The organism is Azohydromonas lata (assembly GCF_034427735.1).
Lineage (GTDB): Bacteria > Pseudomonadota > Gammaproteobacteria > Burkholderiales > Burkholderiaceae_C > Azohydromonas > Azohydromonas lata.
In genome coordinates this window covers 21,543-41,379 of record NZ_JAXOJX010000053.1, presented here as the reverse complement: position 1 = coordinate 41,379, position 19,837 = coordinate 21,543, and the positions used below count along the sequence as shown (strand labels likewise).

Annotated in this window: 19 protein-coding genes; 11 read left to right on the top strand and 8 right to left on the bottom strand. The window is 69.5% G+C overall.

The genetic code is table 11. The features are described 5' to 3' along the window. Positions 1-78 precede the first annotated feature (78 nt). The gene (locus SM757_RS25400; RefSeq protein ID WP_322467533.1) at positions 79-1,449 is read left to right on the top strand and encodes an MFS transporter; all 1,371 of its coding nucleotides are present in this window, start codon (positions 79-81) and stop codon (positions 1,447-1,449) included. 215 nt (positions 1,450-1,664) lie between these two features. Here SM757_RS25400 and SM757_RS25395 read toward each other — a convergent pair whose 3' ends face one another. Further along, the gene (locus SM757_RS25395) at positions 1,665-2,105 is read right to left on the bottom strand and encodes a GNAT family N-acetyltransferase (RefSeq protein ID WP_066340004.1); all 441 of its coding nucleotides are present in this window, start codon (positions 2,103-2,105) and stop codon (positions 1,665-1,667) included. Positions 2,106-2,501: 396 nt separating this feature from the next. Here SM757_RS25395 and SM757_RS25390 point away from each other — a divergent pair, with 396 nt between their 5' ends. Continuing rightward, positions 2,502-3,584: a metallophosphoesterase gene (locus tag SM757_RS25390; RefSeq protein ID WP_322467532.1), complete on the top strand. Its 1,083-nt coding sequence runs from the start codon at positions 2,502-2,504 to the stop codon at positions 3,582-3,584. Between the two features lie 27 nt (positions 3,585-3,611). Here SM757_RS25390 and SM757_RS25385 read toward each other — a convergent pair whose 3' ends face one another. Both SM757_RS25385 and SM757_RS25380 read right to left on the bottom strand, forming a co-directional pair. Continuing rightward, on the bottom strand, positions 3,612-4,133 hold the full coding sequence (locus tag SM757_RS25385; protein ID WP_169805966.1) for a DUF2242 domain-containing protein: 522 nt from the start codon (positions 4,131-4,133) through the stop codon (positions 3,612-3,614). 117 nt (positions 4,134-4,250) lie between these two features. Further along, complete coding sequence (locus SM757_RS25380; protein ID WP_066340011.1) at positions 4,251-5,183, bottom strand: LysR family transcriptional regulator; 933 nt, start codon at positions 5,181-5,183, stop codon at positions 4,251-4,253. Positions 5,184-5,382: 199 nt separating this feature from the next. Between SM757_RS25380 and SM757_RS25375 the strand changes: the two genes are divergently transcribed. From SM757_RS25375 to SM757_RS25355, 5 genes are read left to right on the top strand one after another with little or no spacing between them, the layout of a single operon-like run. After that, the gene (locus SM757_RS25375) at positions 5,383-6,738 is read left to right on the top strand and encodes an MFS transporter (protein WP_322467531.1); all 1,356 of its coding nucleotides are present in this window, start codon (positions 5,383-5,385) and stop codon (positions 6,736-6,738) included. 35 nt (positions 6,739-6,773) lie between these two features. After that, entirely contained in the window at positions 6,774-7,304 is a 531-nt protein-coding gene (gene uraD / locus SM757_RS25370; protein ID WP_322467530.1) for a 2-oxo-4-hydroxy-4-carboxy-5-ureidoimidazoline decarboxylase, read from the top strand. Positions 7,305-7,321: 17 nt separating this feature from the next. After that, positions 7,322-7,828 carry a hydroxyisourate hydrolase gene (locus SM757_RS25365; protein ID WP_066340019.1) on the top strand — a complete coding sequence of 169 codons (507 nt, stop codon included), beginning with the start codon at positions 7,322-7,324 and terminating at the stop codon, positions 7,826-7,828. A gap of 38 nt (positions 7,829-7,866) precedes the next feature. Then, positions 7,867-8,223 (top strand): hydroxyisourate hydrolase, encoded by a 357-nt coding sequence (gene uraH, locus SM757_RS25360; RefSeq protein WP_322467529.1) that lies wholly within the window; start codon positions 7,867-7,869, stop codon positions 8,221-8,223. A gap of 14 nt (positions 8,224-8,237) precedes the next feature. Beyond that, the gene (locus tag SM757_RS25355; protein WP_322467528.1) at positions 8,238-8,705 is read left to right on the top strand and encodes a nucleoside deaminase; all 468 of its coding nucleotides are present in this window, start codon (positions 8,238-8,240) and stop codon (positions 8,703-8,705) included. Positions 8,706-8,744: 39 nt separating this feature from the next. On the opposite strand, the gene SM757_RS25350 is transcribed toward SM757_RS25355, so the two are convergent. Next, positions 8,745-9,377, bottom strand: a complete 633-nt coding sequence (locus tag SM757_RS25350) for a glycoside hydrolase family 19 protein (RefSeq protein WP_066340026.1) — start codon at positions 9,375-9,377, stop codon at positions 8,745-8,747. A gap of 325 nt (positions 9,378-9,702) precedes the next feature. On the opposite strand from SM757_RS25350, the gene SM757_RS25345 reads away from it, so the two are divergent. Both SM757_RS25345 and SM757_RS25340 read left to right on the top strand, forming a co-directional pair. Further along, entirely contained in the window at positions 9,703-10,380 is a 678-nt protein-coding gene (locus SM757_RS25345; RefSeq protein WP_322467527.1) for a DUF4197 domain-containing protein, read from the top strand. 180 nt (positions 10,381-10,560) lie between these two features. Then, positions 10,561-12,351 (top strand): methyl-accepting chemotaxis protein, encoded by a 1,791-nt coding sequence (locus SM757_RS25340; protein WP_322467526.1) that lies wholly within the window; start codon positions 10,561-10,563, stop codon positions 12,349-12,351. Between the two features lie 95 nt (positions 12,352-12,446). Here the strand turns inward: SM757_RS25340 and SM757_RS25335 are convergent, their stop codons facing one another. The 3 genes from SM757_RS25335 to SM757_RS25325 all read right to left on the bottom strand — a co-directional run bounded on the left by SM757_RS25335 (position 12,447) and on the right by SM757_RS25325 (position 15,729). Beyond that, the gene (locus tag SM757_RS25335) at positions 12,447-12,785 is read right to left on the bottom strand and encodes a hypothetical protein (protein ID WP_066343481.1); all 339 of its coding nucleotides are present in this window, start codon (positions 12,783-12,785) and stop codon (positions 12,447-12,449) included. A gap of 139 nt (positions 12,786-12,924) precedes the next feature. Then, positions 12,925-14,415 carry a nucleobase:cation symporter-2 family protein gene (locus tag SM757_RS25330; protein ID WP_322467525.1) on the bottom strand — a complete coding sequence of 497 codons (1,491 nt, stop codon included), beginning with the start codon at positions 14,413-14,415 and terminating at the stop codon, positions 12,925-12,927. A 99-nt stretch (positions 14,416-14,514) separates the two neighbouring features. After that, entirely contained in the window at positions 14,515-15,729 is a 1,215-nt protein-coding gene (locus SM757_RS25325; RefSeq protein WP_322467524.1) for a urate hydroxylase PuuD, read from the bottom strand. A 485-nt stretch (positions 15,730-16,214) separates the two neighbouring features. Between SM757_RS25325 and SM757_RS25320 the strand changes: the two genes are divergently transcribed. Beyond that, the gene (locus SM757_RS25320) at positions 16,215-17,975 is read left to right on the top strand and encodes an allantoate amidohydrolase (protein ID WP_322467523.1); all 1,761 of its coding nucleotides are present in this window, start codon (positions 16,215-16,217) and stop codon (positions 17,973-17,975) included. Positions 17,976-18,116: 141 nt separating this feature from the next. Continuing rightward, positions 18,117-19,346: a M20 family metallopeptidase gene (locus tag SM757_RS25315; RefSeq protein ID WP_322467522.1), complete on the top strand. Its 1,230-nt coding sequence runs from the start codon at positions 18,117-18,119 to the stop codon at positions 19,344-19,346. A 31-nt stretch (positions 19,347-19,377) separates the two neighbouring features. Here the strand turns inward: SM757_RS25315 and SM757_RS25310 are convergent, their stop codons facing one another. Then, the gene (locus SM757_RS25310) at positions 19,378-19,803 is read right to left on the bottom strand and encodes a universal stress protein (protein WP_322467537.1); all 426 of its coding nucleotides are present in this window, start codon (positions 19,801-19,803) and stop codon (positions 19,378-19,380) included. Between the last annotated feature and the right edge of the window lie 34 nt (positions 19,804-19,837).

Sequence of the window (19,837 nt, the reverse complement as noted above, 5' to 3'; positions counted from 1 at the left end):
CGGCGCCCGGCCCGCGCAAGGCGGGCCACCGGAGCGGCCGCAGAGCCGCCGTCCACATCGAATTCCTAGGAGACTCCCATGAGACACATCGACGTCCACCAGGTGGCCGACGAGGCCCGCTTCAACCGCTTCCACGGCCTCGTGCTGTTCTGGTGCGCGCTCATCATCATCTTTGACGGCTACGACCTGGCCGTGGCCGGCATCGCGCTGCCGTCCATCATGAAGGAGATGGGTGTGGACCCGACGCGCGCGGGCTTCATGGTCAGCTCGGCCCTCTTCGGCATGATGTTCGGCGCCATTTTCCTGGGCACCATCGCCGACCGCATTGGGCGGCGCTGGGCCATTGCCATCTGCATCGCGCTCTTCAGCGTGTTCACGGCGGCGGCCGGCACGACCAGCGACCCGGTGATGTTCAGCGCCACGCGCTTCCTCGCCGGCCTGGGCATAGGCGGCGTGATGCCCAACGTGGTGGCGCAGATGACGGAGTACGCGCCCAGGCGGCTGCGCGCCACGCTGGTGACGCTGATGTTCAGCGGCTACGCGGTGGGCGGCATGCTCGCGGCGCTGCTGGGCAAGGGCTTGATTGAAAGCTACGGCTGGCAGTCGGTGTTCGTGGCGGCGGTGCTGCCGGTGGCGCTGATCCCGTTCATCCTGCGCTCGCTGCCGGAGTCCATGCCTTTCCTGCTCAAGACGGGTCGGCATGAGGAGCTCAAGGCCATCGTGGCGCGGCTGGAGCCGTCGCTGCGGCCCACGCAGGCTGACCGCTTCGCGATGCCTGAGGCCGCCCGTGCCGGCAGCGCGCCGGTGCGCGACCTGTTCCAGGAAGGGCGCGGCTTCAGCACGGCGATGTTCTGGGTGGCCTTCTTCATGTGCCTGTTCATGGTCTACGCCCTGAGCTCCTGGCTCACCAAGCTGATGGCCGGCGCCGGCTACAGCCTGGGCTCGGCGCTGACCTTCGTCCTGACGCTGAACTTCGGCGCGGTCATAGGCGCCGTGGGCGGCGGCTGGCTGGCCGACCGTTTCCACATCAAGTGGGTGCTGTGCTCCATGTACGTGCTGGCGGCCGTGTCCATCACGCTGCTGGGCACGCCGCTGCCGACGTGGGCGCTGTTCGTGGTGGTGGGCCTGGCCGGCGCCTCGACCATAGGCACGCAGATCGTGACCTATGCCTACGCGGGGCAGTTCTACCCGACGGCCATCCGGTCCACGGGCATTGGCGTGGCGTCCGGCGTGGGCCGCAGCGGGGCCATCCTGGCGCCCATCGTGATCGGCTCGCTGGTGAGCATGGCGCTGCCGCTGCAGCAGAACTTCGTAGCCATCGCCATCCCGGCGGTGATCGCGGCGGTGGCGGTGGCCATGATCCGCCACGGCCGCTCGGCTTCGGCGCGGCAGCCTGCCGCAGAGCCCGTGGCCAATACCCGTGCGGTGGCCGCCGGCAACAACGCCTGATCGGCCTGGCCTGGAAACATTCACCGCAGCGCTTGAATATTCAGGACATCAGGGCGGCGGGCCCTGGAGAAGCCTGAAATTCAAGCCGCGGCGGGTTCAAAAGGCTTTTTGAATTCGTCTCCGTGCGATGGCGCCGCCGTAAGGCGCTTTCTTGCCCGACGCTGCCCAGCCCTGCGCACCAACGCAAGGCTGGGCGGGGTCGGGATTTTTTTTTCTCAGCCCAGCAGTTTGCGGTACTGCAGGAAACCCGATTTGTCGGCGATGCGGTCATAGAGCTTCATCGCGTTCTCGTTGGTTTCGTGCGTGAGCCAGTACACGCGCGCGGCGCCCGCCGCGGCGGCCTGGGCATACACGTGCTCGATCAGCGCCCGGCCGATGCCCTGGCCGCGCCTGTCTTCGGCAGCGTACAAATCCTGCAGATAACAGTAATTGCCCGTGGTCCAGCAACTGCGGTGGTCGATGAAATGGACCAGGCCGACCAACCGGCCTTCGTCCTCGGCCACGGCGCAGTGCATGGGCTCGGCGGCGTCGTGGAAGCGCGCCCAGGTCTGGTCCGTCACCGCCTGGGGAATATCGGATTTGTAAAACCGTTGGTAGGCCTGCCACAGCGGCAGCCATTGCTCGTAGTCGCGGGGTTCGGCGGCGCGGATCAGCATGGGGTTTCCTCGTTCAAAAGGCCGCGAATTACAACATACACGAGTAAGCACTTTCCCAAGCACACCACGCCGGCCTGCGATTTCCCGGTTCCAAGCCTGGTGCACTGGGCAGCGTCAGGACAGTGAAAGCCATTGGGAGGTGAATTCCAGAATTCAGCCGAGCCATCAAGGCGGCGGGGAACAAATCCGGTGCTGTATTTGTCTGGATGCATCGTGTATGTGTCGTGCAAATGCACATGAGCGGCTCAAGCTGTTTTGAAAAAATGCAGCCGCCGTATTTGCCCGTGAGCCGCGCTTGCGCGCGGCGCTGTTGTGGCAGGCCTACGTTTGAAATGGCCGGCGTGGCGGCGGCCGACAATGCGGCTACCGAAGTGAGTTCGAAAACGGAATTTCGCCATGCTTGCCCCGCTGCCCGCCGGACCCCTGGACATCGTGGGCGACATCCATGGCGAGCACGACGCACTGTGCGCACTGCTGGCGGCGCTGGGGTATGACGAGGCGGGCATGCACCCGCAAGGCCGGCGCCTGGTGTTCGTGGGCGACCTGTGCGACCGCGGGCCGGACAGCCCGGGCGTCGTGCGCCGCGTGCGCGAGCTGGTGCGCGCCGGCCGCGCCCATGCCGTGCTGGGCAACCACGAGCTGAACCTGCTGCGCGGCGAGCGCAAGCAGGGCAGCGACTGGTTCTGGAACGAGGGCGCGCACCGCGACGAGCGTTTCCGTCCCTACGCCACCCTCGGCGGCGAGGCCGAGCGTGCCGAGGTACTGGCCTTCTTCGAGGAATTACCACTGGGCCTGGAGCGCGACGACCTGCGCGTGGCGCATGCCGCCTGGCACGCGCCCTCGGTGGCGCGGCTGAAGGCGCTTTCCAACGGGGACGGCCTGGGAGCGCTGTTCGAGCGGCTGGACGACGAGGCCGGCGCCCTGCTGTTGGGCGAAGGCTGGCGCGCGGCGGCCCGCGCCGAGAAGGCGCCCTGGCGCCATCACTTGGGCGACCCCACCGCGCCCGTGCCCATGCTGGAGGCCGTGGCCCATTGCGACGAGGCGCGCCAGCACCTGAACCCGCTGCGCGTGCTCACGCTGGGCCTGGAGCGGCGGGCCGAGGCGCCCTTCTTCCACAACGGGCAGTGGCGCTTCACCGAGCGCGTGCGCTGGTGGCAGGACTACGCCGAGGACACGCCCGTGGTCGTGGGCCATTTCTGGCGCCATTTCCCCCCGCTGCAGCGCGCGCACTTGGGCCGTGGCGGCCCGGACCTGTTCAGCGACGTGCCGCACCACGCCTGGCTGGGCCCACGCGGCAAGGTGTTTTGCGTGGATTACGCCGTGGGCGGCCGCTGGCTGGAGCGCCGCGGCGAGGTGCCCGCCGGCTACACCCGGCTGGCCGCCCTGCGCTGGCCGGAGCGCACGCTGGTGCTGGAAGACGGCAGCACGCTGGCGACCACGGCGTTCGACAGCAGCCCCTGCGCCGAAGCGGCGCAGTAAATCAATAGCCCGATATTATTTTTGGATTTAAAACTCCGAAAAATCCTTCAAATCGGACCCGGCCTGGTCGCTGGGCAATTTGCTGGGCGAATCCAGGTACCTGTCCAGGATTTCGAAAAACCGGTCATAAAACCGCGGCGCGGTGACGGTTTCGCTGGCGACTTTCACCATGGAATCCGTGCCCGTGGAAAACGGCAGCGACAGCGAGCCCAGCGCGCCCACGCCCACGCTGGCGGAGTTGCTGCTTTTCTTGAGCTCGTAGTGCTCCTGCACGGCGCTCACGAACACCACGGCGCGGTGCTCGGCATCGGCGCGCGCGGCCTCGGTGCACACCACGCGGATCTCCATTTCCACATGGTGGCCGCTGGGCATCTGGAAATTCTTGCGGCCGCGCATTTCCGTGGGCTGCACGGTGGCCACCACGTAACCCTGGCTCAGCAGCGCCTGGCGCGAGGCCTCGCACGCATTGGCCGGCTCCACGGCCACGGTGCGCGAAAAACGGTCGGTCGCGTCGAAATTCTCGACCAGCTTGCCGCTGGGCGGTTTCATGGAGCCGCAGCCCGCGAGCTGCAGCAGCAATAAAGCGGCAACAAATACTTTTGCCGCCGGAAATTGGGATAACCAACGCATGCCGGGATTATCCCGGAAGGCCTGAATGTCCCCCTATCACGCTGCGGCGCCCGGCGGCGCCAGCCCCCGCGCGGCCTCGCCCATGAGCGCGCGCAGCCAGCGGTGCGCGGGCGCGGCCTGCGAGCGCTCGTGCCAGAGCTGGTAGAAGCGCATGGCCGGAAAGTCGAAGGGCGCGGGGACGATGGCCAGCGGCAGCAGCCCCGCGTAGTGCGCGGCGAAGTGCCGCGCGGTGGTGAAGACCAGGTCCGTCTCCACCAGCAGTTGCGGCGCCAGCTCGAAGTACGGCACCGCCACGCGCGCGTCCCGCGACAGGCGCAGCCCCGCCAAGTGCGTCTCCACCAGCCCGCGCTGCGCGGCCGAGTACGGCAGCGGCACCAGGTGGCGCGCGGCCAGGTACTGCTCGCGCGTGAAGCCGCCGGCCGCGCGCGGGTGGCGGCGGCTCACCAGGCACACGACCTCGTCTTCCAGCAGCAGCGACAGGTGCAGCGAGGGCGGCGGGCTGGGCCAGTTGCCGATGACCAGGTCCAGCTCGCCCTGCGCCAGCGCCTGCTCCACGTCCACCGACGCACCCAGCGGCCGCACCTCCAGCCGCGCGCGCGGCGCCTCGCGGCAAAAGCGCGCGACCACGGCGGCCAGGAAGGGCGCGGCCATGAAGTCCGGCGAGCCGATGCGAAACGTGGCCTGGCTGGCCCCGGGGTCGAAGTGCTCGGGGCCGGACAGCATGGCGTCCATCTCGCCCAACGCGCGCCGGGCCTGCTCGCGCAGCAGCAGCGCGCGCTCGGTGGGCGCCATGCCGCCCTTCTCGCGCACGAGCAGCGGATCGTTGAAGAGCTCGCGCAGCCGCTTGAGCGCCGTGCTCACCGCCGGCTGCGACTGCCCAAGCCGTATGGCCGCGCGCGAGACGTTGCGCTCGTTGACCAGCGTCACCAGCACGCGCAGCAGGTGGCTGTCCAGGGGATCGCGGTTCATGGCGGCAGGCGACCCTTTATTCGGTTTTCCGAATGGCGCTTATAGCAGCGCCCGTGCGCCGTGCCGCGCCCGCGCCGGGACACTGCGCCCACTGCGGACACACCCCCTTGTCCCTGAACCGGCGAGCGGCGCGACGCGCCCGCCGCCTTCCACCACCGACCACCGGCCGCAACGCCCCCGCGGCCCAGGAGACCGGCCCATGACCACCGCAACCCGCGTTGCGCCCGCCTGCGCGGCACCCCTGGCCGCCCCCGGCGAGCTCGACGGCATCTACCGCAAGATCCTCAAGCGGCTCATCCCATTCCTCATGGTGCTGTGGGTGCTGGCGTGGATAGACCGCGTCAACATCGGCTTCGTCAAGCTCACCATGCTGGACGACCTGAAGTGGAGCGAGGCCATCTACGGCTTGGGCGCCGGCATCTTCTTCCTCGGCTACTTCTTCTTCGAGGTGCCCAGCAACCTGCTGCTGCAGAAGATAGGTGCCAAGAAGACCATCATGCGCATCACCATCGGCTGGGGCCTCACCAGCATCGCCATGATGTTCGTGACCACGCCGGGGATGTTCTATTTCCTGCGCTTCCTGCTGGGCGTGTTCGAAGCCGGCTTCTACCCCGGGATCATTCTTTATCTGACCTACTGGTTCCCGGACCAGCGCCGCGCCAAGGCCTTCGGCCTCTTCATGTCGGCGTCGGCCCTGGCGGGCGTGATCGGCGGGCCGCTGGCCGGCACCATCATGACCACGCTCAACGGCGTCAACGGGTGGCAAGGGTGGCAGTGGGTGTTCCTGCTGGAAGGCATCCCGTCCGTCATCGCCGGCGTGGTGACCTGGTTCTACCTGACCGACAAGCCGTCCCAGGCGGCCTGGCTCACGCAGCGCGAACGCACGCTGGTGCAGGCCGACCTGGAGCGCGACCAGCGCGCCCTGGGCCATCGCGAGCACAGCCTGCTGGCCTCGCTCAAGGATGGGCGCATCTGGCTGCTCATCCTGGTCTTCTTCTGCATCATCGCGGCCAACTCCTCGCTGACCTTCTACGGGCCGACGCTGGTCAAGGAAGTGGGCTTCACCAGCCCGGCGGCGGTGGGCTGGATCATGTCCGTGGCCTATCTCTTCGGCGCGGCGGGGATGATCCTCAACGGCGCCCACTCCGACCGCCACCAGGAAGCCCGGCTGCACTGCGGCCTGGCCGCCGCGCTGGGTGCGGCCTCGCTGCTGGCCGTGGCGCTGCTGCTGCCCTTGGGCGCGCTGCCCACGCTGGTGGCGCTGACGCTGGCCATCGTGGGCACCATGAGCGCCATCCCCGTGTTCTGGCAAATGCCCAACCGCGTGCTGGCCGGCTCGGCTGCGGCCGGCGGCCTGGCCCTCATCAACTCGGTGGCCAACCTCGCGGGCTTCGGCGCGCCTTACATGCTGGGCCTCATCAAGACCTCCACCGGCAGCCTCACCACCGGGCTGTACGTGGTGGCGGCCGTCGAGATCTGCGCCACGGCGCTCATCCTGGCCTTCGTCCCGCGCCTGTCGCGCGCCCCGCTGCCGGCCGCGCAGCCCGCGCACTGAAAGCACCCCGGTTTCACCCTCAACCTCCCGACGCCATGACGACCCTGACCACGCCCCTGTCGCTGAACGACATCAACGCCCTGGACCGCGACGCCTTCGTCGCCGCGCTGGGCCGCAGCTTCGAGCACTCGCCCTGGGTGGCCGAAGGCGCCTGGTCCGCGCGGCCCTTTCGCAGCGTGGAGCAGCTCCACGCGGCCCTGATGGACGTGGTGCGCCAGGCGCCGCGCGAGCGCCAGCTCGCCTTCCTGCGCGCCCACCCCGAGCTCGCCGGCCGCGAGGCGCAGGCCGGCACCATGACGGACGAATCCGTCGCCGAGCAGTCCAGCGCCGGCCTCGACGCGCTGAGCCGCGAGGAGTTCCAGCGCCTGAACGCGCTCAACGGCGCCTACCGCGAGCGCCACGGCTTTCCCTTCATCATCGCGGCGCGGCGCCACGGCAAGGCGCAGATCCTGGCCGAGCTGCAGCGGCGCACGCAGCGCGACAGCGAGCAGGAGCTGCACGAAGCCCTGGCGCAGATCGCCGACATCAGCCGCCTGCGCGTGGACGCGCTGGCCCGCGCCGCTTGAGAGTCCGGGAGCACGCCATGCCCACCCTGATCCAAGACCCGGCGGCGCGCCGCCGCTTCCTGCGCACCGGCCTGGCCCTGGGCGGCGCCGCGCTGCCCGCGCTGGGCGCGGCAGCCGCCGAGTCGCCGGCCGGCCTCACCGCCGCCCCGCGCTCCCAGGCCGGCGCCCCGCCGCGCCTGACCGTGCACGCCATTGACGGCTACCACGGCGCCACCGGCGCGGGGCTGCTGATGACGCTCTCCCGCTTCGAGGACGGCAAGGGCTGGCAGCCGCTCGCCACCGCCCGCACCGTGGCCGGCGGCCGCACCGCGCAGCCGCTGCTCGAAGGCGAGGCCTACCGCGCCGGCCGCTACGAGCTGCTGCTGCACTTGGGCGACTATTTCAAGGCGCTGGGCGCGAAGCAGGCGCAGCCGGCCTTCCTGTCCGAAGTGCCGCTGCGCTTCGTGGTGCGCGACGCGGCCGAGCGCGTGCACCTGCCCGTGCTGTTCTCGCCCTGGGGCTACTCGTACTACCGCGGCAGTTGAAGTCGGCGCCACCCACAACCCACAGAAGGAGACACCCCATGGCCGGCATTTCCACCCATGTGCTCGACAACCACGGCGGCCGCCCGGGCGCGGGCATGCGCATCGATTTCTCCATGCGGCGCGACGGGCGCTGGCAGCTCGTCAAGACGCTGCGCACCAACGCCGACGGCCGCACCGACGAGCCGGTGCTCAGCGCCGACGCCGCCCAACCCGGCGAGTACGAGCTGAGCTTCCACGTGGCCGAGTTCTACGAGCGCCAGGGCCAGCGCGCGGACGAGGCCCTGTTCGTGGACCAGACCGTGCCCGTGCGCTTTGCCATCGCCGACGTCCAGCAGCACTACCACGTACCGCTGCTGTGCACGCCCTGGAGCGCCTCCACCTACCGCGGCAGTTGAAAGGACTTCGCCCAATGACCCTGGACGACACCACCGCCATGCAGCGCGCCATCGCCGCCTCGCGCCGCGCGCTGGCCGCGGGCAACCGGCCCTACGGCGCCGTGCTGCTCTCCCCCGAAGGCCGCCTGCTGCACGAAGCCTGCAACCGCCAGGAGACAGACGCCGACGACACCGCCCACGCCGAGCTGGTGCTGGTGCGCGAGGCGCAGGCCCGCCTGGGCCGCGACGCGCTGCGCGGCGCCACCGTGTTCGCCAGCGGCGAGCCCTGCGCCATGTGCGCGGGCGCGATGTTCTGGACCGGCGTGCGCCGCATCGTGTGGGCCGCCTCCAACCCGCTCATGGCCGAGCTGTTGGGCGGAGAGCTGCTGCCCGCGTGCTGCGCCGACGTGCTGGCGGGCAGCCGGCCGCCCGTGCTTGTGGAAGGGCCGCTGCTGGAGCGGGAAGCGGCCGAGGTGCTGCGCCAGGCGCGGCCGGCCTCTTGAGCGGGCCGCGCGCCCAACCCCGGCCCCCGCGGCAGCGCCTCAGCAGCGCATGTCCTCCAGCGCCGCCAGCGCGCCGCGGTAGAGGGCGCGGCGCTCGTAGAGCCCGCACATGGGCGAGACCTGCTCGTGGGCGAAGCGGGTGATGGCGTCGAACTGCAGCCGGTCGGCCATCTCGTTGAAACCGCGGCGCTGCCAGAACCAGGCCGCGGCCAGGCAGGCGTCGGCCGGGCGCGCCACGAGGTCCGGCAACGCCTCGTAGGGGCGCTGCAGCGCGGCGCCGGCCTCGCAGTAGCTGGCGCGGCCCAGCAGCCGGATCAGCCCGCGCCCGCGGTAGCGCCAGCCGTCACCGCTGGCGGCGTCGCCGTTGCCGTGGCGGCCGGCAAACACCTGGTTGGCCAGCGCCTGCGGCGCGCACACCAGGCTTTCGGCGGCGTCGAGGTCAGGCACCCTGTCCGGCCACATCACGCAGATGCGCTCCGGCGTGCGAAACACCATGCCCTCCTCCAGCGCCACCAGCCCGCGGCTTTCGAAAGCGCATTGCGACACGAAGGCGGCAATGCGCGCCGGCGTGCGGATGTCGAACCGCTCGCAGGCCTGCGCCAGCAAGGGGGTGAAGGTGTCGGCAACCCGCGGCGAGATGCCCGCGGCGGCCAGCGTGGCGTAGGTCAACATGCCGGGTCCCGGAAATTCCTGACGACGCTCACTGTTCCGCCCCACCCCGCAGCTGGGTAGGGCGCCCCAAGGCGACGCCTGATCACGGGGGTGGTCAGGGCCGCATGAAACAAGTTTGCGCGCTGCAGCAAAGCCCGGCGAGGGGCAAATGCACGCTCGGCCGGCCCGGATTGCATCCGGGCGTATCCAATCGGATCACCTTCGCGCCCAGGGCTTTCCCGGGAATACCGGCCATGCCCCGGGGGCGTGCTCCGGGGATGGACAAGGCACGATGAGCAGTCTTCGCGCGGTTCTAGAATTGATTCGAAACAAGTTGGAGAAGCAGATGCAGCGTCGCGTGTTCCTGGTGGCCATTCCGGTGGCCTGTGCGGCGGGCGTGCCGGGCCTGGCGCAGGCAGCCGTCACGTCGGCGGACGCCGCCACCGGCATACGTGCGGCGCTGGAGCGGGGCGCGGCCAGCGCGGTGGCGTTGTTGGGCCGCCCGGGCGGCTTTCTGGACAACCCCAAGGTGCGCATCCCGCTGCCGCCGGCGCTGGAGCAGGCCTCGGGCGTGTTGAAGCTCATGGGGCAGCAGCGCCGGGTGGACGAGCTCGTCACGGCCATGAACCGCGCCGCCGAGGCGGCCGTGCCGGAAGCCAAGGCGCTGCTGGTGGAGGCCGTGCGGTCCATGTCGGTGGAGGACGCCCTGGGCATCGTCCGCGGCGGCGACACCTCGGTGACGGACTTCTTCGCCTCGCGCACCCGGCAGCCGCTCACGCAGCGCTTCCTGCCCATCGTCACCCGCGCCACCGAGAAGGTGTCGCTGGCCCAGAGCTACAACGAGCTCGTGGGCAAGGCCGGCGCCATGGGCCTGGTCAAGGCCGAGGATGCCAACTTGGAGCGCCACGTGACGGCCAAGGCGGTGGACGGGCTGTACCTGATGATCGGCGAGGAGGAGCGCCGCATCCGCCAGGACCCCATCGCCACGGGCAGCGCCATCCTGCAAAAGGTTTTCGGCAGGTGAGCAAACCTTCACGCTGCCGTGCACGCCAGCACCGCGTTTGTAGCCTCCTGACACAAATAATCTGACTTCACGCAAACACGGGCTTGACTTGGCACAGATCAAGTTGGCCCGTCCTGCTGCAAAGTCCGCCGCGGAAGTACCGCCGCAGCATCCGCGGTCCGGAGGAGAGGAACAGCTTTCATGAAACTTGCCGACTTCAAGATCGGGCTCCGTTTGGGCACGGCCTTCTGGCTGATCATGCTCATGTCTTTCGCATCTTCCGGTCTGTCGCTCTACAAGCTGTCGGAGATCCAGGAGAACCTGGAAGTGGTGGTGAAGAAGAACAACGTGGCCAGTGCGTATGCGCACACCATGAGTGACGCCATCCACAACGCCAACCGCATCCTGCCGACGCTGGTGCTGGTCACCGACGAGGCCGAGCGCGGCAAGCTCAAGGAAGAGCTGGAGAGCAACGCCAAGATCTACGACGTCTCGCGCGAGGCGCTCAAGGACATCCACACCTCGCAAGAATTCGACGCCCTGCTCAAGCAGCTCGACGACGCCCGCTTTGCCGCGCGGCCGATCAACGAGGAGCTGTACAAGCTGGCGATGATCGACCACCGCGATGAGGCGATGTCGCTGCTCATGACCAAGGCCCGCCCGCTGAACCTGGCCTGGCAGGCCCTGGTGGAAGAGACCATCCGGCTGCAGGACGCCGCCAACTGGCAGACCTACGAGCATGCCGAGGCCACCTACGCCGGCGCGCGCAACCTGCTCATAGGCTGCACCGCGGCCATGATGGCGCTGTCCATGCTCATGGGCCTGCTGATCACGCGCTCCATCACCCGTCCGCTCAAGCGCGCCTGCGATGTGGCGCTGCGCGTGGCCGAGGGCGACTTGGGCGCGCAAGTGGTGGTCGAGGGCAGCGACGAGACCGCGCAGCTGCTGGGCGCGCTCAACACCATGCAGGACAAGCTCACGGTCACGGTGGCGCGCGTGCGCGACAACGCCGAGGGCGTGGCCACGGCCAGCGCGCAGATTGCGCAAGGCAACCTGGACCTGAGCCAGCGCACCGAGCAGCAGGCCACGTCGCTGGAGCAGACGTCCGCGGCCATGGACCGGCTGGGCGCCACCGTCAAGCACAACGACGACAACGCCAGCCAGGCCAACCAGCTCGCCGTGGGCGCCTCCTCCGTGGCGGCCAAGGGCGGCACGGTGGTGGCGCAGGTGGTGGAGACCATGCGCGGCATCGAGGCCAGCTCGCACAAGATCGCCGACATCATCGGCGTGATCGACAGCATCGCCTTCCAGACCAACATCCTGGCCCTGAACGCCGCGGTGGAAGCCGCGCGCGCCGGCGAGCATGGCCGCGGCTTCGCGGTGGTGGCCGGCGAAGTGCGCAACCTGGCGCAGCGCAGCGCCACGGCGGCCAAGGAAATCAAGAGCCTGATCACGGACAGCGTCAGCCGCGTGGAGCACGGCTCGCAACTCGCCGACGAGGCCGGCAAGACCATGGAAGAGGTGGTGACGGCCGTGCAGCGCGTCTCCGACCTCATGGCCGAGATCAGCGCCGCCAGCGCCGAGCAGAGCAAGGGCGTGGTGCAGGTGGGCAGCGCCGTGACGCAGATGGACCACGCCACGCAGCAAAACGCCGCGCTGGTGGAAGAAAGCGCCGCGGCCGCCGAAAGCCTCAAGGTGCAGGCGCTGCAACTGGTGCACGCGGTGGCCGTGTTCCAACTGCACAGCCATGGCGGCGCCATGGGCTCGCGGGCGGCTCAAGCCATGGTGCCCGCCATGCCCGCGCCGCTGCAAGCCAAGCCGGTTCAAACCGCCATGGCGTCCGCGTCCAGCAGCAGGGAGCTGGCGACGGCCCCCAACGTGATGCGCCCGGACTTCAGCCGCAAGACCCTGCCCCGCTCCACGCCGCCCGCCGCCGAGCCGCCGCCGGCGCGCACCGGCACCTCGGACAGCGACGAGTGGACGTCGTTCTGAGGCAGCGATAGCGCTGCGTCGAGGCAACATGAGAACGGGCTCCTTCGGGAGCCCGTTTTCGTTGGCGGGGGCCGCGCGGCGGCTCCCAGCGAGCCTCACCCCATCTGCTGGCGCAGCCGCGACGTCTCGTCATGCGCGCGCTGCACGGCCTTCTCCAGCGCCGGGTCGACGTTGCCGCTGGCCCGGCAGGCCTGCACGGCGCGGCCGCCCAACTCCTGCAGCTCGTCCACCATGCCGCGCAATTGATCCACCCCGGCCACCTGCTGCTGCAATTGCGGACTGCAGGCCGCGCGGGCCTGGCGCGCCTGCCAGTACATCTTGTCCACGCACTCGCGCACCTCGGCCGGCACGGTGTTGCCATACGAAGAACGCTTGGCGTCCTCCGCGCACTGCTCGACCTGGTTGATGCGCTGCCTGAGCTGATCCTGCTGCATGCGACTCTCCCGCAAAGTGACGTTGCCACCGCTGGGCAAGGCCCATGCCGCCAGGCCAGGGCCCGCCAAGGACAACGGGCCCCGCAGGGCCCGTTGTTGGATTTAGGCGCCGCGGCGCCGACGGTCAAGCCGCGTCGGGTCAGGCATGCGCGTCCTGCGCCTTGGCGGCGGCCACGGCCTCACCGGCGCTGCTGCGCATGCCGTTGAAGAACAGGTTCAGCGCCACGGCGGTGATGGAGGCCAGCAGGATGCCGCTGTCCAGCAGCGGGTGCAGGCCATGCGCCATCTGCTGCATCCAGCGCGGCGCCACCAGCGGGATCATCCCGGCGCCAATGGAGAGGGCGACGATGTACAGGTTGTGCCGGTTGGCCTGGTAGTTGACGGTGGACAGGATGCGTATGCCCGTGGCCGCCACCATGCCGAACATCACCAGCCCGGCGCCGCCCAACACGAAGACCGGCACCGACTCCACCAGCGCCGCCATCTTGGGCAGCATGCCCAGCACCACCATGATCAGGCCCGCGGCCACGCACACCCAGCGGCTCTTCACGCCCGTGACGCCCACCAGGCCCACGTTCTGCGAAAAGCTGGTGTAGGGGAAGGTGTTGAACACGCCGCCTATGACGGTGCCCAGGCCGTCGGTGCGCAGGCCCGCGGCCAGCTCCGCGCGGCTGATCGGCTTGCCCGTGATGTCCGACAGCGCCAGGAACATGCCGGTGGACTCGATCATCACCACGATCATCACCAGCGTCATGGTCAGCACCATGACGGGGTCGAACGTGGGCAGGCCGAAGGAAAAGGGCGTCACCACGTCGAACCAGTGCGCCTTGGCCACCTTGTCGAAACCCATCTTGCCCAGCAGCGTGGCCACCACGCAGCCCGCAATGATGCCCAGCAGCACGGCGATGTTGGCCACGAAGCCGCGGCCCAAGCGGCTGATGGCCAGGATGACCAGCAGCACGAAGCCGGCCACGGCCAGGTTGTCCAGCGCGCCGTAGGCGGGGTTGTCCACCATGGGAATGGGGCCCAGCTTGAGCGCGGGCGCCGAGGCGCCGGCCGCCGCCGAGGCCGCCGCGGCCTTGGCCGCGTCCACCATGGCCACGAGCTTGGGCACGTCCACCTGCTGCGCCAGGTTGGCGGGGCCGCCCAGGGCCCAACCCACGCCCACGCGCATCAGGCTGATGCCTATCACCGCGATGATGCTGCCCGTCACCACCGGCGGGAAAAAGCGCAGCAGCCGGCTCACCAGCGGCGCGATGGCCATGGAAATCAACCCCGCGCCGATGATGGCGCCGAAGATGGCGCGCGCCCCCTCCACGCCGCCCTGCGCGTTGGCCATGGCCACCATGGGGCCCACGGCGGCGAAGGTCACGCCCATCATCACCGGCAGCCGGATGCCGAAGTGGCGGCCAAAGCCCAGCGACTGGATCAGCGTCACCAGGCCGCAGCAGAACAGGTCGGCCGAGATCAGCATCGCCACCTGCTCGGGGCTGAGTTTGAGGGCGCGGCCGATGATGAGCGGCACCGCCACGGCGCCGGCATACATCACCAGCACATGCTGCAGGCCCAGCGCGGCCAGGCGGCCGGTGGGCAATCGTTCATCCACCGGATGGGTCTGGGAAGTGGCCATGGCTTGTCGAAGAAGGTGGTTGAGGGATGAAGCGCGGCCTCGCGGCGCCGCACCTGGGCGCGGCCACGATGGAAGTCGCGTGCGGATTGGAAAAGGGGGTTACTGCGCCGGCGCGCCGCCTTCGTACCAGCGCTTGAGCAGGTCGCGCTCGGCGTCCGTGATCTGCGTGGCGTTGTTCAGCGGCATGGATTTCTGCACCACGGCCTGCTGGTAGATGGCCTGCGCGTGGGCCTTGACGAGCTCGGCCGTGTGCAGCGCCACGTTCTTGTTCTGCACTTGGGCGTTGTGGCAGAGCACGCAGCGCTGCTCCACCACCGCGCGCACCTGCTGGAAGCCCGCGGGCTGCTGCACGGCAGCCAGGGCCGCGTCGCCGCGCGGGGGAGGCGCCAGCCAGAAGGCCAGGCCCGCCAGCGTCAGCGTGCCCACCACGGCGTGCTCCCAGGGCGTGCGCTTGCCCAGCACATGCGCCTTGTGGCGCGAGACGAAGCTGTGGCGGATCAGCGCGCCGGCCAGCATCAGCAGCACCAGCACCAGCCAGTTGTTCTTGGCCTGGTACAGCCAGCCGTAGTGGTTGGACAGCATGGCAATCAGCACCGGCAGCGTGAAGTAGGTGTTGTGCACGCTGCGCTGCTTGCCGCGCTGACCGTGCACCGGGTCCACAGGCTGCCCGGCGCGCAGTTGCGCCACCACGGTGCGCTGGCCCGGGATGATCCAGAAGAACACGTTGGCGCTCATGGACGTGGCCATCATCGCGCCCACCAGCAGGAAGGCCGCGCGGCCCGCGAACAGCTGGCAGGCCAGCCAGGCCGCGAACACCACCAGCGCGAAGACCAGCACGCCGACGATCAGGTCACCGTTCTTCCTGCGGCCCAGCGTGCGGCAGATGCCGTCGTACAGCAGCCAGAAGGCCGCGAGGAAACCCAGCGCCGCACCGATGGCCGCGCCCGCGGACCAGTCGTGCACGCTCTTGTCCACCAGGAAGGTCCCGGCGTTGAAGAGGTACAGGACCGTGAAGAGGCCGAACCCCGTGAGCCACGTCGAGTAGCTCTCCCAGTACGACCAGTGCAGGTTCTCGGGCAGCGGCAGCCACTTGGGCGCCACCATGTACTTGTTGGAGTGGTAGAAGCCGCCGCCGTGCACGGCCCACATCTCGCCGTCCACGCCCTTGTTCTTCAGGTCCGAATGCGTGGGCGCGCCGAGGCTGTTGTCCAGCATCACGAAGTAGAAGGAGGCGCCGATCCAGGCGATGGCGGTGATGACGTGGGCCCAGCGCAGCAGCAGGTTGGCCCAGTCGATGAGGTAGGAAACGTCCATCGGTGAACAGCGGAAGAAGGGCCGGCGCTTGGGAAAGTGCCGGCCTCTTCCCCTCACCACAGCGGGCTCTGTGAGGAGCGAACGTCGCAACCTGATGCAGGCCCTCGCTGTGCGAGGCGCCCGCGCGGGCTCCGCGGCGACGTGAACAAACTGTATACAGACTGGTGCGCCAAGCGGACCGTGTTTTCCCGGACCGCCCAACGACAAGACTCGATTGTTTGCAAGACCCGGGCCAGGCAGTGGCCAGCCTCCGCAGGCTGCTGAAGCCTCCCTCGAACGTGGGTTTTCCAGGCTCACGGCGGTGCACCACGCACCGCCGTGAAGCACATGGAGCCGTCGTGGTGCATGCACTCCGGTAGGGAATTGCCGAGCATTTCGTGCGCTCTTGTGTATACACTTATGCGCACACTTTCACCGCAGCGCCCAAGCCGAGGCTGGCACCCCGCCCGCGGCGCCAGCGGCAGGACGACGATCCCGGAGACGCCATGCACCCCACGCTCACCCTCTCAAGCCTCAACGCCGCGCCCCAGGCCGAGTTCACCGCGCTGCTGGACGGCGTGTACGAACACTCGCCCTGGATCGCCGAAAAGGCCTGGCAACGCAGGCCTTTCTTGAGCCTGGCGCATCTCAAGCGCGCGCTGGTGGACGTGCTGCACGAGGCTGGGCGTGAAGCGCAGCTTGGGCTCATACGCGCCCACCCCGAGCTGGCCGGCAGGGCCATGGTGGCCCAGTCGCTCACGGCCGAGTCCACCCACGAGCAGGGCAAGGCGGGCCTGACCGACTGCACGCCGGCCGAGTTCGACAAGCTCCAGCGCCTGAACGCCGAGTACAACGCGCGCTTCGGCTGGCCCTTCATCATGGCCGTGCGCGGCCCGCGCGGCACCGGCCTGCACCGGCGGCAGATCATCGAGACCTTCGAGCGCCGCCTGGCCCATCACCCGGACTTCGAGTTCGCCGAGGCGCTGCGCCACATCCACCGCATTGCCGAGATGCGCCTGAACGACAAGTTCGGCTTCACGCCCACGCTGGGCAACCAGGTGTGGGACTGGGCCGAGCAGCTCGCCCAGCACAGCGAGCAGGACGGCGCCCTCACCGTCACCTACCTGACCGAGCCGCACCGCGCCTGCGCCCGCCAGCTCGCCGACTGGATGCGCCAGGACTGCGGCTTCGACGACGTGGGCATCGACGCCGTGGGCAACGTGGTGGGCATCTACCACGGCAGCGATCCGGACGCCAAACGGCTGCTCACCGGCAGCCACTACGACACCGTGCGCAACGGCGGCAAGTACGACGGGCGCCTGGGCATCCTCGTGCCCATGGCCTGCGTGCGCGAGCTCCAGCGCGCCGGCCAGCGGCTGCCCTTCGGCATCGAAGTGGTCGGCTTCGCCGAGGAAGAGGGCCAGCGCTACAAGGCCACCTTCCTGGGCTCAGGCGCGCTCGTCGGCCAGTTCGACAAGCGCTGGCTGGACCAGACCGATGCCCACGGCGTTTCCATGCGCCAGGCCATGCAGGCAACCGGGCTGCGCATTGAAGACATCCCGGCGCTGCAGCGCGACCCGGCCCGCTACCTGGGCTTCGTGGAAGTGCACATCGAGCAGGGCCCGGTGCTGGACGCGCTGGACCTGCCGCTGGGCGTGGTCACGTCCATCAACGGCAGCGTGCGGCTCATGGGCGAGATCACCGGCCAAGCCAGCCACGCCGGCACCACGCCCATGGGCCAGCGCCGCGACGCGGCAGCCGCCGTGGCCGAGCTGCTGCTGTACGTGGAAAAGCGGGCGGCTGAAGTACCGGATCTCGTGGGCACGGTGGGCATGCTGGACGTGCCCAACGGCTCCATCAACGTCGTCCCCGGCCGCTGCCGCTTCAGCCTGGACATCCGCGCCACCACCAACGAGGTGCGCGACGCCTGCCTGGCGGATGTGCGCGCCGAGGCCCAGCGCCTCTGCGAGCGCCGCGGCGTGGCCTTGAAACTGGAAGAGACCCTGCGCGCCGCCGCCGCGCCCAGCGCGCCTGAGTGGCAGCAGCGCTGGGAGCAGGCCGTGCAGGCGCTTGGGCTGCCCGTGTTCCGCATGCCCAGCGGCGCCGGCCACGACGCCATGAAGCTGCACGAGGCCATGCCGCAAGCCATGCTGTTCCTGCGCGGCGGCAACGCCGGCATCAGCCACAACCCGCTGGAGAGCATCAGCAACGACGACGCCGAGCTGTGCGTCCAAGCCTTCAACCAGTTGCTGGTGCAACTGGCCTGAAGCCGGACGAGCGACAACTACCCCTTGTAGGAGGCCCGCTTGCGGGCCGAACCGCCGCCCCATCACGACGCCAGCCATCGCTGCCATTCGGCCCGCAAGCGGGCCTCCTACAGACTTTCCTGCTTGACCTCAGAGGACGACATGACCACCCCCTACGCCCAACTCGACGCCTGGATAGACGCCCATTTCGACGAGGAGGTGTCCTTCCTCCAGGAGATGGTCCGCGTCCCCACCGACACGCCCCCGGGCAACAACGCACCGCACGCCGAGCGCACCGCGCAGTTGCTCAGCGGCTTCGGCTTCGACGTCGAGAGGCACGCCGTCCCGGCGGAGGAAGTGAAGGCCGGCGGCCTGGAGAGCATCACCAACCTGATCGTGCGCCGGCGCTACGCCGACGGCGGCCGCACCATCGCCCTCAACGCCCACGGCGACGTGGTGCCCCCGGGCGAAGGCTGGACCCACGATCCCTACGGCGGTGAGATCGAAGGCGGCCAGCTGTTTGGCCGCGCCGCCGCCGTCAGCAAGAGCGACTTCGCCACTTTTACCTTTGCCGTGCGCGCGCTCGAAGCGCTGGGTACCCAGCTCAAAGGCGGCGTGGAGCTGCACTTCACTTATGACGAGGAATTCGGCGGCGAGCTGGGCCCGGGATGGCTGCTGAAGAAGGGCTTGACCAAGCCCGACCTCGCGATGGCGGCAGGCTTCAGCTACCAGGTGGTGACGGCCCACAACGGCTGCCTGCAAATGGAAGTGACGGTGCAGGGCAAGATGGCCCACGCCGCCATTCCAGACACCGGCGTAGACGCGCTGCAGGGCGCTGTCGCCATCCTCAACGCGCTGTACGAGCAGAACCGGCTCTACAAGCAGGTGACCTCGCAGGTGCCGGGCATCAGCCACCCCTACCTCAACGTCGGCCGCATCGAGGGCGGCACCAACACCAACGTGGTGCCGGGCAAGGTGGTGCTGAAGCTGGACCGCCGCATGATTCCCGAGGAGAACCCGGTGCAGGTCGAGGCCGACATCCGCCGCGTCATCCAGGAAGCCGCCACCGCCTGCCCCGGCATCGCGGTGGACGTGCGCCGCATGCTCATGGCCCGCGCCATGCAGCCCCTGCCCGGCAACGCGCCGCTGGTGGAGGCGTTGCAGCAGCACGGCCGCGAAGTGTTCGGCGAGGAGATTCCCACCTCCGGCACGCCGCTCTACACCGACGTGCGCCTGTACTGCGAGCGCGGCATCCCCGCCGTGATCTACGGCGCCGGCCCCCGCACCGTGCTGGAGAGCCACGCCAAGCGCAACGACGAGCGCGTGGCGCTCGAAGACCTGCGCCGCGCCACCAAGGTCGTCGCCCGCACGCTGCTGGACCTGCTGCGCTGACGCGCCGCCCCGCGCCGCGGGGCCAGCTCGCTCAGGCGCGCACCACCATCACCGGCACCCGGGAGAGGTGCAAGGTGCGCGCCGCCACCGAGCCCAGCAGCGCGGCGGTGTGCGAGCCCAAACCCTGCGCGCCCATCACGATGAGGTCGCAGCCCTGGGCAGCGGCCACGTCGCTGATGGCCGCGCCCGGGTCGCCCACGTGCTGGTGCTCCTTGAAGGGCACGCCCGCGGCGGCCAGCGCCGCGCGTGCGGGCTGCAGCGCGGCTTCGGCGCGCTCGTGGTGGTAGTCGTCCAGCGAAGTCTTGGGCACGAAGGACGCCACGTCGCCGGACACCGGCCGCTGCACGTTCACCACGTGCACTTCCAGCGCCGCGGGCTCGCGCAGTTGCGCGCGCAGCGCCAGCAGCCGCTGCAGCGCCTGGGCCGCGCCCGGCGAGCCGTCGGAAGCCAGCAGCACGCGCTGCAGCGGCGCCACGCCGGCCCCGGCCAGT

Excerpts from the sequence above, each read along its gene's own strand:
- SM757_RS25385 (WP_169805966.1), bottom strand. The coding sequence starts at position 4,133 with ATGAAACCGCCCAGCGGCAAGCTGGTCGAGAATTTCGACGCGACCGAC.
- SM757_RS25350 (WP_066340026.1), bottom strand. The coding sequence starts at position 9,377 with ATGTTGACCTACGCCACGCTGGCCGCCGCGGGCATCTCGCCGCGGGTT.
- SM757_RS25325 (WP_322467524.1), bottom strand. The coding sequence starts at position 15,729 with ATGGACGTTTCCTACCTCATCGACTGGGCCAACCTGCTGCTGCGCTGG.
- SM757_RS25380 (WP_066340011.1), bottom strand. The coding sequence starts at position 5,183 with ATGAACCGCGATCCCCTGGACAGCCACCTGCTGCGCGTGCTGGTGACG.
- SM757_RS25365 (WP_066340019.1), top strand. The coding sequence starts at position 7,322 with ATGCCCACCCTGATCCAAGACCCGGCGGCGCGCCGCCGCTTCCTGCGC.
- SM757_RS25340 (WP_322467526.1), top strand. The coding sequence starts at position 10,561 with ATGAAACTTGCCGACTTCAAGATCGGGCTCCGTTTGGGCACGGCCTTC.
- uraH (WP_322467529.1), top strand. The coding sequence starts at position 7,867 with ATGGCCGGCATTTCCACCCATGTGCTCGACAACCACGGCGGCCGCCCG.
- SM757_RS25345 (WP_322467527.1), top strand. The coding sequence starts at position 9,703 with ATGCAGCGTCGCGTGTTCCTGGTGGCCATTCCGGTGGCCTGTGCGGCG.
- SM757_RS25375 (WP_322467531.1), top strand. The coding sequence starts at position 5,383 with ATGACCACCGCAACCCGCGTTGCGCCCGCCTGCGCGGCACCCCTGGCC.
- SM757_RS25335 (WP_066343481.1), bottom strand. The coding sequence starts at position 12,785 with ATGCAGCAGGATCAGCTCAGGCAGCGCATCAACCAGGTCGAGCAGTGC.
- SM757_RS25320 (WP_322467523.1), top strand. The coding sequence starts at position 16,215 with ATGCACCCCACGCTCACCCTCTCAAGCCTCAACGCCGCGCCCCAGGCC.
- SM757_RS25400 (WP_322467533.1), top strand. The coding sequence starts at position 79 with ATGAGACACATCGACGTCCACCAGGTGGCCGACGAGGCCCGCTTCAAC.
- SM757_RS25355 (WP_322467528.1), top strand. The coding sequence starts at position 8,238 with ATGACCCTGGACGACACCACCGCCATGCAGCGCGCCATCGCCGCCTCG.
- SM757_RS25395 (WP_066340004.1), bottom strand. The coding sequence starts at position 2,105 with ATGCTGATCCGCGCCGCCGAACCCCGCGACTACGAGCAATGGCTGCCG.
- uraD (WP_322467530.1), top strand. The coding sequence starts at position 6,774 with ATGACGACCCTGACCACGCCCCTGTCGCTGAACGACATCAACGCCCTG.
- SM757_RS25315 (WP_322467522.1), top strand. The coding sequence starts at position 18,117 with ATGACCACCCCCTACGCCCAACTCGACGCCTGGATAGACGCCCATTTC.
- SM757_RS25330 (WP_322467525.1), bottom strand. The coding sequence starts at position 14,415 with ATGGCCACTTCCCAGACCCATCCGGTGGATGAACGATTGCCCACCGGC.
- SM757_RS25390 (WP_322467532.1), top strand. The coding sequence starts at position 2,502 with ATGCTTGCCCCGCTGCCCGCCGGACCCCTGGACATCGTGGGCGACATC.